Below are 10,414 nucleotides of genomic sequence, written 5' to 3' on the forward strand. Positions count from 1 at the left end.
GCCGCTCAGACCCCCGACGGCGCCTCGTCCACCTGCCGGATCTCGGTCGTGAGCTCCCACGCGTCGCCGTGCACCCGCAGGAACCGCTTCGCCCACTCGGCGGCCTCCTCCTTCGAGGCGGCCTGGATCAGCGCATATCCGCCGATGACCTCCTTCGCCTCGGCGAACGGCCCGTCCGTCACGCTCAGCCTCCCGCCCGACAGTCGCACCCGGGTGCCCTCCGCGCTCGGCCGCAGCCCGGCGGTGTCCAGCAGCACCCCGGCCTTGGTCATCTCGTCCATCAGCCTGCCCATCTCGGCCATCAGCTCCGGGCTCGGCCCGCCGGCGGGCGCGGTGGTCTCGTCGATCCGGACCAGCATCATGAAGCGCATCACGGTCTCCTCTGCGTATGAGGTGTCTTGTGCAACGCGCCCCGGTGCGCGGTGCGCGGATACCCACTCGACGAACCGGGGACGCCGGGATCGACATCCGCGGGGAGGTTTTCCGGCGCCTCTCCCCGGGGGCCGTAAGACGCCCACAGCACTCGGCTCCGCGCGGATGCCGGGTGCTGTGGGAGGTGCTGCGACGTGCGGCGGGGTTACGCCTTCTTCGTCTCCAAGTAATCGGCCAGGTCGGTGACCTGCTGCGATCCTTGCTGTAGGTCTCTGACCTGGCATTTTCTTGATTGCTGGCGACGGGGTGCGACGGTCCTGATCGGGTGTCCTGCGGACTGTGTGCGGACTGCTGCGGCGCTCGCCGGACAACAAAACCCCTGGCCATCCAGGTCCGGGACTGAGAGCTCATCAGGCATGTTCGTATGCTCCTCACCCGGCGACGGGGTGTCCAGGATGACTCGCAGTGCCTGCGGGTTGACGAAGGGTGTCGCCTCGCGGTGGGGCTACGGGGACAGAGGGCGCTCAGAGGCTGTCCCGTGTCAGCGATTCCTTGACCGCTTGCCACTGAAGGTTGACCGCGCAGGTCAACGCGTGGAAGGGCGCATTCGATACAGTAGCCGGACGGGTCCGCTCGGACCCCCCTCCCCGCGATGGTGCGCGACGACGACGTCGGCTGCCCCTCAACGCCGCGGGCCACCCCTTAACCGCTCTCCCCAACGCCCGACATTCGTCGAGGGACGACGCCGGCCCGACGCTGTTGCCTGTGGCCGACGCGACCTCCCGTAGGAATAAGGACGCCCACGTGAATGACCACATAGCGCCGCCCGCTCTGCGCCCGATCCGGGGAACGGCCCGCTGCGCCGTCGCCACCCTTGTCCTCGCCGGCGCAGCCTGGGCGGCCGTGGCCGTGTGGCAGATCCAGCTCGCCGCGGCTGGACAGCCGCCGTCCGGGCCGCCGGACCAGGGCGGTGGCCGGCACCGCACGCTGACCGCGCTGGAAAACGGATACCACCTCGTCAGTGCCCTGGGAGAAGCGGCCACGGTGCTGTGCGCCATCGCCTTCCTGGCCTGGCTGTGGCGCGTCCGCGACAACGCGCGCACCCTCTCGGGACAGCGCCCGCGCTACTCCTGGCCATGGGTCTACGCCGGCTGGATCCTCCCCATCGCCAACCTGTGGATACCCCGCGGGATCGTCGCGGACATCCACCGCGCCAGCGCTCCCGGCGAGCGCCTGCCGCGCGCCGTGAACTGGTGGTGGGGCCTGTGGCTGGTCGGCTCCCTGGGCGGGGCGGGCCTGTACGCCGGCACCACGGACGCCGTCATCGCCCGTGCCTACACAGACGCCCCCCTGCTGCTGGTGGCCGACGCAGCCGTCGTCGGCGCGGCCGTGGCCGGCACCTTTGTCGTCCGCGCCCTCACCGCGGTACAGCAGAAGCACATGAACTAGACCAATACCTGTGAAATAGGGGCCAGTTCTGGGCGCGCCCGCGGATGCCGTGGTGTCGTAGCCGGTGTCAGGGGTGTGCTTGGAAGTGGGCGTTGGCGCCCATGGCGGCGAGGGCGCGCTGCGAAGCAGGGTCCTTGTCGAGGGCGTAGTCGCAGGAGTCTTTGTGGGCGTGGTCGTTCCAGTACATGACGGCGCCGATCTGGGGGTGGGCGATCACGTACTTGGTCATGGCGTTGATGTACGAGGGCCGGACGTCGGGGTGGGTGAAAGGGACGCTGCCCCACTCCGGGATGAATACCGGCTTGCCTTTGGCGTGGGTGGTGCTCCAGGTCAGTGCCGGGCCGAATATGGCGTCGGGTTTCGTGGCGGTCTTGGCCGGGTCGACGTAGTTGCCGCTCTGCTGCTTCGTGCAGCCGCCGGATACGTAGCCGTCGGCCCCGACCACGTCCACGTACGGGGCGCCGGGCCAGAAGCTGTTGGCGACGGTGTCCTGATGGAAGCCGCTCGCGGTGAGGATCCACACCCAGTGCAGGTGGCCGCCGGTCTGGGCGTTCAGGTGTGCGTGGGCTGCCAGTTGGTACACGTGGCGCCAGGCGGCGACGAACTGGGCCGGTTTCCCCTTCCCGGCGTCGATCTTCGCGTTCGGTTCGTGATTGAACGACACGTAGATCGAGTTCAGGTGGTGGGTTGTGGCGGCGGCGTTGACCGCACGCAGGAATTTCAGCACGGCGGCGTCCGAGGTGCCTGCGGCGATCGACGCCCAGTCCCGGTTCTTTCCCGTGCCGAGGCTGGTGAGCAATGTGGCCCCGGAGCGCAGGGCGCTGGTCTCGTCCGCGGAGGGAAACGCGCCGGCGGTGTCGATGGTGTCGTAGGTGCGCACGATCGCCGGCGACCGGCCGAGATGCGTCAGACCGGACAGCGCAGCGTCGCCGCCGAACAGTACGCCTGACGACGCCCCGGTCGAAGAGGAAGGCCCCGGCGTGGACGAACCCGAAGTGGTCGGCGCCGCTGCGGCGACCGGTGCTGCCCCGGAGGCGTTCGGGGTCTTATGGCCTGAACAGCCGGTAACTGCCGCTGTGATCACGGCGAGAGATGCGGCGGCGGACGCCACACGGCGACGGCTGCCGAACACCCGGGACACACGCATGACTTTCTTCACCTCGTCCGGAAGCTTCCGCAGCCGCACTATCCAGGCCACGGGAGAACGCAGGCTGACAGCCTTCTTTGTGGATTCCTTGTGGATCTTGAAACCGCTTCCACGCTCTGGGCAGCCGCACCGTCGGTGAGACCGGACGACGTGGAGCGAGATGGGGGTTAGGGGCAATACCACTGACATGGAGTGCAGTTCGACCGCCTGATCTGCGGAGACGTTTCCATCCGGTGGACTCGACAGCCTCGAAGTCACTGGTATTCGCATTAGACCCTGCAGCGCGGCGCTGGTCCGGCCGCTTGGGGCCGATGTGGGTGAACTGCGAGGTCGGTGTCCGCTGCCGCTCCTGCCCTGCTGGAGCAGGAGCGGCCGACGGGGTTGTCAGCGGAGGGCGTCGGCGACGCGGCGTCGCAGACGTTCGTTGCTGAGTGTGTCGAGGACTCGCCAGGAGGCGTCGGTGACCTCCTCGGTTTGCAACTGACCGACGTCGGTCGTGGTGCGGAAGAGGAACCTGAAGTCGATGTGCTGGTGTGCGGCTTCCCCCTTGGCTTCGTTGGCGGGAATGGGGTGGATGTCGATGTGGACGGGCCGGTGGCTGACGGTGGTGACGGCACTGGCGGGGATGCCGGTCTCCTCGGTGAGTTCGCGCAGGGCCGCTTGCAGCAGCGCGTCGTCCGCGGGCTCCAGGTGACCGCCGGGCAGGAGCCACTTGTCCAGGGCGAGATGGTGGATGTGCAGGATGCGCCCGACCGGGTCGGCGAGGACGGCGCCGGCTGTCGCGTGGCCGCGGAACTCCTTGCGGGAGGTGAGGTCGGCTCCGGCGTCGAGAAGATCGAGGGCTGGGGCCAGCGTGGCCTTCTCGTCAGGGTGTTCGTCGAGGTAGGCGGTCAGGGTGGTGCGGATGTGGGCTTCTGTGATGGCCAAGTCGATCACCTGTTGAAGTAGGAGAGCCATGTCGCCGCGATGGCGGCGCGGTCGTCCGCGGTGGCCTCGTGCATGCCAGGGGCGAGGTCGGTGCGGGTGAGCATCCTGATCCCGGCGAGGATTTCGGCCTGGACCAGGAAGACGAACGGCCCAACGCTGGCACCATGAAGGAAGTTGACGGCGTTGCCGCCGTTCGCGAGATAGAAGTAGTGGCCGGTGGTCTGGTAGCGGGTGACGTGGTCGCCGACCATGGTGCGGGTGTAGACGTCCGGTAGGCCGCTGAGCTCCAGTTCGTCCTCGCTTGAGGTGACGGTGGCGACGTAGGCGCCGTTGCACAGGTGCGGGAAGTCTTCGCCATGGAGCGAGACGGCGCCGGTCGCGCAGAGCACGAGCCCGGCGCCCCGCAGTGCGTCCTCCCGGTCGCGGGCGACGGTGAAGCCCTGGGAAAGGGCCTGGGTGCGGCGGACCGGGTCGATGTCATGGACGGTGACCTGGACTCCCTTGGCGTGCAGGAGGCGGGCGATGGAGCTGCCCAGTTTGCCGAAACCGATCACCAGGGCGGGGCGGCCGTGGAGGATGTCGCCCCGGCCGCGCATGACGGCCTCGGTGGAGAAGACCACGGACTGGCCGACCAGGAAGTCCTCGGGGTCCTTCAGTGGTGAGCGGGCAACCGAGATGATCGGGCAGGGCAGCTTGTCGAGGTCCTCGTAGCGGCGGTGGCCGTTCTCGGTGTCCTCGATCACTCCGAGGATCTGTCCGGAGAAGCGGGCGTGCAGCTCGGCGAGGGTGGGAGCGAAGTAGCCGCCGACGTCCAGCAGCACGACGGGCTCGCCTGCGGCGCGGGACTCGAAGTAGTCCAGCGCGGCGTCGGGTTCGGCGAACAGCTCACGGGAGAGCGTGTCGACCGGGATGGTCTGCTCGACCTCGCGCTGGGCGGCGGGGGTGATGGACTTCGGCTTGGGCAGGACCGTCCGCAGGCGGCTCATCGCGGCGACCGCGCGGACGAAGCCGGGACGCTCGGGCAGGAGGTGGGTCACCAGGAAGGAGGTGACCTCGTCGGTGGAGGTGAACTGGGTGGCGATCTTGGTGAAGTAGGCGTCCAGCCGGGCGCGTTCGAAGGATTCCATGGCCGTTCCCTCTCGTCGGGAGTCAGGGCAGTGCATGGGTGGCCGGGGCGTTCAGGCGGCAGGGTGGGCGAGACCGAACAGGAGGCGGCCGGAGGCGAGGCCGGCATCGAGGTAGGCGTCGACGCGGGGGAGGTCGGCGCTTCGCGGCAGCGGGTCCGAGCCGATCACTATGAGAGCCTGACGGTGGTCGCGGACGTGCCGGGTCCAGCCGGATCGGACCGGCAGCCGGGTGCCGAAACGGCTGCCGTGGAACCGCAGCAGCACCGTGCTGGTGTCCACGATCAGCAGGCGTTCCCCAAGGTCAGGGACCGGGTCCTGCGGTTCGGCCAGGCCGCCCAAGGATGCGGAGCGGCGCCGCATGCGAGCCTCGATGGCGGCGGCGGTGTCGTGTTCGGTGCGGCCGGGCGGGTGGGCCAGGAGGAGGTGCGCGAGGTCGGTGTCGGCCGGGTCGACGCCGAGCCAGGTCCAGGCGCCCAAGGCGGCCAGCAGGCCGGGCCCGGGACCTGCGGCGGGTGTCAGGGGGCGGGCGGTCAGCATGGTGCCCCCTGGGGGGCCGGGGCGGTCTTGAAGCGTGACCAGACGGCCTTGCCCGCCAGTCCGCGCTCCTCGACGCCCCACTCGTCGGAGAGTATGGCGACGATGTGCAGGCCGCGGCCGGAGACGTCGTCGCTGGTGGGGCGTTGGAGCTTGGGCCGGCGGGGGCCGGAGTCGTGGACCTCGACGCGGACGATGCCGTCCTCGGCGCTCATCGCGACGTGGAAGCCACGGCCGCGGCGTGTGCCGTGCGCGATGGCGTTGGTGGCCAGCTCGGAGACACAGAGGCGGACGTCATCGGCCCGCCCCTCCAGGTTCCAGGCGGCCAGGGTGCGAACGACGAAGTCACGGGCCTGGCCCACGGATTCGGGGGCAGGGGCGAAGAAGCGTTTGATGGCATCGGGCATGGCGAGCCTCATGTCTCGGCGTCCAGGGCAGGGGCAGAGCTGGAAGTGCGGCGGCGAGAGCGGGGCGGCGTCCGGCGGGCCGTGGCGTTGTCGCGGACGAGCATCAGCCGGACGCCGGATCGGGCGATCTCCCGCTGCCGCTCGGCGGCTATCGACTTGGGCCCCAGGTGGGAGGCGGAAGGCAGGACCACTCCGTAGACATCCGGCAGATCGAGCACGTCCAGCAGCCCGGTGAACGCAGCCCCCACTGGCCCGTACTCGCCCAAGCGCTGGAACCAATCCAGGCCGCTTTCGACACCGGCCGGACCGCGGCCGTCGCCGAGACCTCTGCCCGAGTCCTGCTCGACCTGCTCGGCTGGCAGGGCCAGATCCTGGCCAGCAGCCGACTGGCGGCCCGGCCCGGACGCTCGCAGCGGCTTGCGGACCTGGCCGCCATCACCGGTGCACGCTCGTATCTGTGCGGGACCGGAGGCATGACATACCTGGACACGAACCTCTTCACGGCCCAGGCGATCACCGTTACCCCGTTCCTGACCCCCACCGCCGGCATCTGGACCATCGGCCGACGAGGCCCTGGCCTTCAGCAGAGTCTTCGAGCTGCCCCTCGAAGAACTCATGTCTCCGCCGCTCGAAGGCATCGACCTCGAAGGGCGGCGCCTCGTCCAGGAAGCCGTTGAGGCGTTCTACGAGTCCCGCGACGCCCAGGACCGCCTCCACCGGGCCGTGACCGCCACCGCCGAGTACATCGAGGCGCACCCCGACGGCTCACGGGCCATCCACGAGCAGTGCCTTCGCCTCACGGGCGACGAGCGCGACGCCCGCACCCTCACCGAGTACATCGAGAGCGGGGACTACTACCACTAACCAACCCAAAGGAGAGCGAACTTGGCGAACATCCAGAAGCGCCCCAACGGCAAGTGGCGTGCCCGCTACCGCGACCTCGACGGCAGGGAGCACGCGCGCCACTTCGACCGCAAGGTCGACGCCCAGCGCTGGCTCGACGAGGTCACGACCAGCATGGTCACCGGCCTGTACGTCGACCCGCGCGCGGGAAAGATCTCTTTCGAGAAGTACGCGACCCAATGGGAGGCTGAGCAGATAGCCGGTGAGGCGGGCACCCGCATCACGGACAACGCCCTGCGGGTCCACCTGATACCCGCGCTCGGCTCGTACGCGATGGCTTCCCTGCGGCGGACCCACATCCAGGCCCTCTTCAAGAAGCTCTCCGAGCAGCTTGGCCCCGGCAGCGTGCGCAACGTCTACGACGTCCTCGTCCGCGTCATGACGGCCGCCGTCTAGGACAAGGTCATCGCCACGAGCCCGTGCAAGCGGATCACGCTTCCGGCCACGCCGGACGAGGAGGTCATGCCGCCAACCGTCGCGCAGGTTGAGGCGATGGCCGGCGCCATGCCGCCGTACATCCGCGCGGCGATCGTCGTGCTGGCCGGATCGGGCTTGCGCATCGGCGAGTTGCTCGGCCTGAAGGTCTCGGACGTCGACTTCAAGCACGGCACCATCCGCGTCGAGCGTCAGCGCTTGCAGTCCGGCTTGATCGGACCGCCGAAGACCGGCGGCGCACCGTCCCGGTCGGTGAGGTCGTCACCGACGCCCTTCTCACGCATCTCGCCGCACGCCCCTCGAAGGAGTGGCTGTTCACGATGGAGGAGGGCGAGCCCCTCAGCTACCGCCGATGGAAGACCGAATGGAACTGCGCTCGTAAGGCGCTCCAGGCGGCGGAGAACGCGGCGGCCGAGCGCGAGGGCCGCAAGCCCGTCGAGCTGCCGCACATGGTGACCCACGACCTGCGTCACTTCTTCGCCCCCGCGCTCATCGCGGGCGGGGCGAGCGTCAAGCAGGTCCAGCTGGTGCTCGGTCACGCGTCCGCGGTCATCACGCTGCGGATCTACGCGCACCTGTGGCCGGGCGAAGAAGACCGCACCCGCTCCGTCATGGACGCCGTTCTCGGCGGCTTGCGGACCGGGTGCGGACAGGTAGGCGATAGGACCCGCGAAATCGCAGGTCAGACGGCCTAGCCAAAGATCAAGCCTTCTTCGTCTCCCAGAAGATCTTGTCGATCTCGGCGATGAGCTCCAGGGCCTTCTCGCCCGTCTTCGGGTCGTTCGAACCCTTGGCGGCGCTGAGGGCCTTGAGGGTGTCGTTGACCAGCTGGTGGAGCTGCGGGTACTTCTCGAAGTGCGGGGGCTTGAAGTAGTCGCTCCACAGCACCGAGACGTGGTGCTTGGCCAGCTCGGCGCGCTGCTCCTTGATCAGGATGGCGCGGGCGCGGAAGTCCGCGTCCTCGTTGGCCTGGTACTTCTCCTGGACGGCCTTGACCGACTCGGCCTCGATGCGGGCCTGGGCGGGGTCGTACACGCCGCAGGGCAGGTCGCAGTGCGCGCTGACCTTGACCTTGGGGGCGAACAGGCGGGAAAGCATGTTCAGTCCTTCCTCGTGATCGTCTTCTCAGGTGCGAGATTACTCGGTGGGGGAAGGCTTTTCTCGGGTGGCCCGGGGGTCTTAGGGCAAAAGTCCAGTGGCAGATTGGGACTGATGGAGGATGGACCGGTGAACGGGTCGGACCGGGGCGGGACCGGGAGGTACGGGATGCCGGAGCGGGTGCAGGAGCCGGAGCGGGAGCGCGGCGGCGCGGAGCCGGTGCACGGCGGGCTGCTGCGGTCGTTCGGGCTGGCCGAGGTGTACAACCCGTCGATGGTGCCGACGCTCCAGCCGGGGGACCAGCTGGTGGTGCAGTACGGGGCCGCGGTGCGGCCCGGCGACGTCATCGTGCTGCGGCACCCGTTCCGGCAGGACCTGCTGATCGTCAAGCGGGCGGTGGAGCGCCGGGACGGCGGCTGGTGGGTGCGCGGCGACAACCCGTACGTCGAGAACGACAGCCGGGAGTTCGGGGCGGTGCCCGACGAGCTGGTGGTCGCCCGCGCCTGGGTGCGGGTCCGGCCGCCGCGCGGGGTTCAGCGCTCGCCGAGGGCGGTGGCCGCCTGGGCCTGGTCGGCGGTGCGGCCGGTGCGCTCGCTCTCCAGGCGCTTGCGGGCGCGGTAGGCGGCGACGTTGGCGCGGGTGGCGCAGCGGTCGGAGCAGTAGCGCCGGGACCGGTTGGTCGAGGTGTCGAGGTAGGCATTGCGGCACGGCCGCGCCTCGCAGATGCCCAGCCGGTCCACGCCCAGTTCGGTGAGGTGGAAGGCCAGGCCCATGCAGGCGGTCGCGGTGTAGCCGGCGGTGGCGTTGGCCGCGTGGTCGGCGATGTGCATGTGCCACTTGGGGCGGCCGTCGTCGTCGCGGTATTCGTGGCCGGAGATCTGCGGGCTGACCGGGAACTCCATCATCAGCGCGTTGAGCAGGTCCACCGCCAGTACCTCCTCGCCGCGGTCGGCGGCCTCGAAGACGGCGCGCAGCCGGGCGCGTACCGTGCGCAGCCGGGTCACGTCGCTGTCGGTGGCGCGCCGGGCGGCCTGCTGGGCGGGGCCGAAGAGTTCGCGGACCGCCTCGACCGAGGTGAGGGTGTCGCCGCCGCGCTCGGGCTGCTCGGTGTTGACCAGCCGCACGGCGTAGTCCGAGTAATAGGCCAGTTCCACTTGTAGTCCTTACGTGGCGCGTCTAAGGTGCGAGCACGAGCTTTCGTAATGGGTGTTGTCAGTACGAGGGTATTACGGGCCGAAGGGGTTGTGATGACCGAGACCGCTATGGGCAGCGACTGGCAGGCGTGGCAGGACAGTTGGGACCGGCAGCAGGAGTGGTACATGCCCGACCGCGAGGAGCGGTTCCGGGTGATGCTCGACATGGTCGAGGCGCTGGTGGGCCCCGAGCCCAGGGTGCTCGATCTGGCATGCGGTACCGGCAGTATCTCCGACCGGCTGCTGAAGAGGTTCCCGAAGGCCGAGAGCGTGGGCGTCGATCTGGACCCGGCGCTGCTGGCCATAGCGCAGGGCTACTTCGAGGGCGAGGACCGGATCCGCTTCGTCCGGGCCGACCTGAAGGACCCGCACTGGACCGCGCGGCTGCCGCACGACTCCTACGACGCGGTGCTGACCGCGACGGCGCTGCACTGGCTGCACACGGAGGACCTGCGGGGGCTGTACGGGCAGCTGGGCGGGCTCGTCCGGGACGGCGGGGTGTTCCTCAACGCCGACCGCATGCCCGACGATTCCACACCGCGGATCAACGCCGCCGAGCGGGCGTTCCGGCACGCGCAGATGGACCGGGCCAAGGAAGCCGGCACGGTCGACTGGGCCGAGTGGTGGCAGCTGGCCGCCGCCGACCCGCGGCTGGCCGGGCCGACCGCCGAGCGTTTCGCGATCTACGGCGAGCACGCGGACGGCGACACACCCTCCGCGCAGTGGCACGCGCAGGTGCTGCGCGATGCGGGCTTCGCGGAGGCGCGCCCCGTCTGGACGTCGCCGACGGACAGCCTCGTCCTGGCGCTGAAGTAGCGGCGG

13 protein-coding genes and 2 pseudogenes are annotated in these 10,414 nt (G+C 69.6%); 6 read left to right on the forward strand and 9 right to left on the reverse strand.

The window, feature by feature from the left end:
- Positions 1-5 precede the first annotated feature (5 nt).
- Positions 6-374 carry a YciI family protein gene (locus tag IEZ17_RS01425; protein ID WP_189295457.1) on the reverse strand — a complete coding sequence of 123 codons (369 nt, stop codon included), beginning with the start codon at positions 372-374 and terminating at the stop codon, positions 6-8.
- A gap of 802 nt (positions 375-1,176) precedes the next feature.
- On the opposite strand from IEZ17_RS01425, the gene IEZ17_RS01430 reads away from it, so the two are divergent.
- Entirely contained in the window at positions 1,177-1,821 is a 645-nt protein-coding gene (locus IEZ17_RS01430) for a DUF4328 domain-containing protein (protein WP_189295459.1), read from the forward strand.
- Between the two features lie 67 nt (positions 1,822-1,888).
- Here the strand turns inward: IEZ17_RS01430 and IEZ17_RS01435 are convergent, their stop codons facing one another.
- From IEZ17_RS01435 to IEZ17_RS01460, 6 genes are all read right to left on the reverse strand, one after another.
- Entirely contained in the window at positions 1,889-2,701 is an 813-nt protein-coding gene (locus IEZ17_RS01435) for a glycosyl hydrolase (RefSeq protein WP_189295461.1), read from the reverse strand.
- A 651-nt stretch (positions 2,702-3,352) separates the two neighbouring features.
- On the reverse strand, positions 3,353-3,895 hold the full coding sequence (locus IEZ17_RS01440) for an NUDIX hydrolase (protein WP_189295463.1): 543 nt from the start codon (positions 3,893-3,895) through the stop codon (positions 3,353-3,355).
- Between the two features lie 5 nt (positions 3,896-3,900).
- Positions 3,901-5,022 (reverse strand): NAD(P)-binding domain-containing protein, encoded by a 1,122-nt coding sequence (locus IEZ17_RS01445; protein ID WP_189295465.1) that lies wholly within the window; start codon positions 5,020-5,022, stop codon positions 3,901-3,903.
- A 51-nt stretch (positions 5,023-5,073) separates the two neighbouring features.
- Positions 5,074-5,559 carry a hypothetical protein gene (locus IEZ17_RS01450; protein ID WP_189295467.1) on the reverse strand — a complete coding sequence of 162 codons (486 nt, stop codon included), beginning with the start codon at positions 5,557-5,559 and terminating at the stop codon, positions 5,074-5,076.
- On the reverse strand, positions 5,553-5,963 hold the full coding sequence (locus tag IEZ17_RS01455; RefSeq protein ID WP_189295469.1) for an ATP-binding protein: 411 nt from the start codon (positions 5,961-5,963) through the stop codon (positions 5,553-5,555). The genes IEZ17_RS01450 and IEZ17_RS01455 overlap by 7 nt, the downstream gene beginning before the upstream one ends.
- Before the next feature lie 8 nt (positions 5,964-5,971).
- Positions 5,972-6,211: a hypothetical protein gene (locus tag IEZ17_RS01460; RefSeq protein WP_189295472.1), complete on the reverse strand. Its 240-nt coding sequence runs from the start codon at positions 6,209-6,211 to the stop codon at positions 5,972-5,974.
- Between IEZ17_RS01460 and IEZ17_RS01465 the strand changes: the two genes are divergently transcribed.
- The 3 genes and pseudogenes from IEZ17_RS01465 (at position 6,131) to IEZ17_RS44095 (ending at position 7,996) form a co-directional block, all read left to right on the forward strand.
- A complete protein-coding gene (locus IEZ17_RS01465) occupies positions 6,131-6,640 on the forward strand; it encodes a WbqC family protein (protein ID WP_229851656.1) in 510 nt (169 codons plus the stop codon). The two genes, IEZ17_RS01460 and IEZ17_RS01465, sit on opposite strands and share 81 nt — an antisense overlap.
- Positions 6,528-6,827: pseudogene (locus IEZ17_RS01470) on the forward strand (XRE family transcriptional regulator); the annotation flags it as partial. The gene IEZ17_RS01465 and the pseudogene IEZ17_RS01470, both read left to right, overlap by 113 nt.
- A gap of 21 nt (positions 6,828-6,848) precedes the next feature.
- A pseudogene (locus IEZ17_RS44095) lies at positions 6,849-7,996 on the forward strand (tyrosine-type recombinase/integrase).
- A gap of 7 nt (positions 7,997-8,003) precedes the next feature.
- Here the strand turns inward: IEZ17_RS44095 and sodN are convergent.
- Positions 8,004-8,399, reverse strand: coding sequence for a superoxide dismutase, Ni (sodN, locus tag IEZ17_RS01480; protein ID WP_189295474.1), 396 nt, complete (start codon positions 8,397-8,399; stop codon positions 8,004-8,006).
- Positions 8,400-8,567: 168 nt separating this feature from the next.
- Between sodN and sodX the strand changes: the two genes are divergently transcribed.
- Positions 8,568-9,020 carry a nickel-type superoxide dismutase maturation protease gene (gene sodX, locus IEZ17_RS01485; RefSeq protein ID WP_189296183.1) on the forward strand — a complete coding sequence of 151 codons (453 nt, stop codon included), beginning with the start codon at positions 8,568-8,570 and terminating at the stop codon, positions 9,018-9,020.
- On the opposite strand, the gene IEZ17_RS01490 is transcribed toward sodX, so the two are convergent.
- Entirely contained in the window at positions 8,933-9,553 is a 621-nt protein-coding gene (locus IEZ17_RS01490) for a CGNR zinc finger domain-containing protein (RefSeq protein WP_189295476.1), read from the reverse strand. The genes sodX and IEZ17_RS01490 overlap by 88 nt on opposite strands.
- 93 nt (positions 9,554-9,646) lie before the next feature.
- Here IEZ17_RS01490 and IEZ17_RS01495 point away from each other — a divergent pair, with 93 nt between their 5' ends.
- Complete coding sequence (locus IEZ17_RS01495; protein WP_189295479.1) at positions 9,647-10,408, forward strand: class I SAM-dependent methyltransferase; 762 nt, start codon at positions 9,647-9,649, stop codon at positions 10,406-10,408.
- The last annotated feature ends 6 nt before the right edge of the window (positions 10,409-10,414 follow it).

The organism is Streptomyces albospinus, assembly GCF_014648695.1.
Classification (GTDB): Bacteria; Actinomycetota; Actinomycetes; order Streptomycetales; family Streptomycetaceae; genus Streptomyces; species Streptomyces albospinus.

Bases quoted from the DNA above. Each gene is read 5' to 3' on its own strand.
- IEZ17_RS01445 (WP_189295465.1), bottom strand. From the start codon at position 5,022: ATGGAATCCTTCGAACGCGCCCGGCTGGACGCCTACTTCACCAAGATC.
- IEZ17_RS01450 (WP_189295467.1), bottom strand. From the start codon at position 5,559: ATGCTGACCGCCCGCCCCCTGACACCCGCCGCAGGTCCCGGGCCCGGC.
- IEZ17_RS01455 (WP_189295469.1), bottom strand. From the start codon at position 5,963: ATGCCCGATGCCATCAAACGCTTCTTCGCCCCTGCCCCCGAATCCGTG.
- sodN (WP_189295474.1), bottom strand. From the start codon at position 8,399: ATGCTTTCCCGCCTGTTCGCCCCCAAGGTCAAGGTCAGCGCGCACTGC.
- sodX (WP_189296183.1), top strand. From the start codon at position 8,568: ATGCCGGAGCGGGTGCAGGAGCCGGAGCGGGAGCGCGGCGGCGCGGAG.
- IEZ17_RS01495 (WP_189295479.1), top strand. From the start codon at position 9,647: ATGACCGAGACCGCTATGGGCAGCGACTGGCAGGCGTGGCAGGACAGT.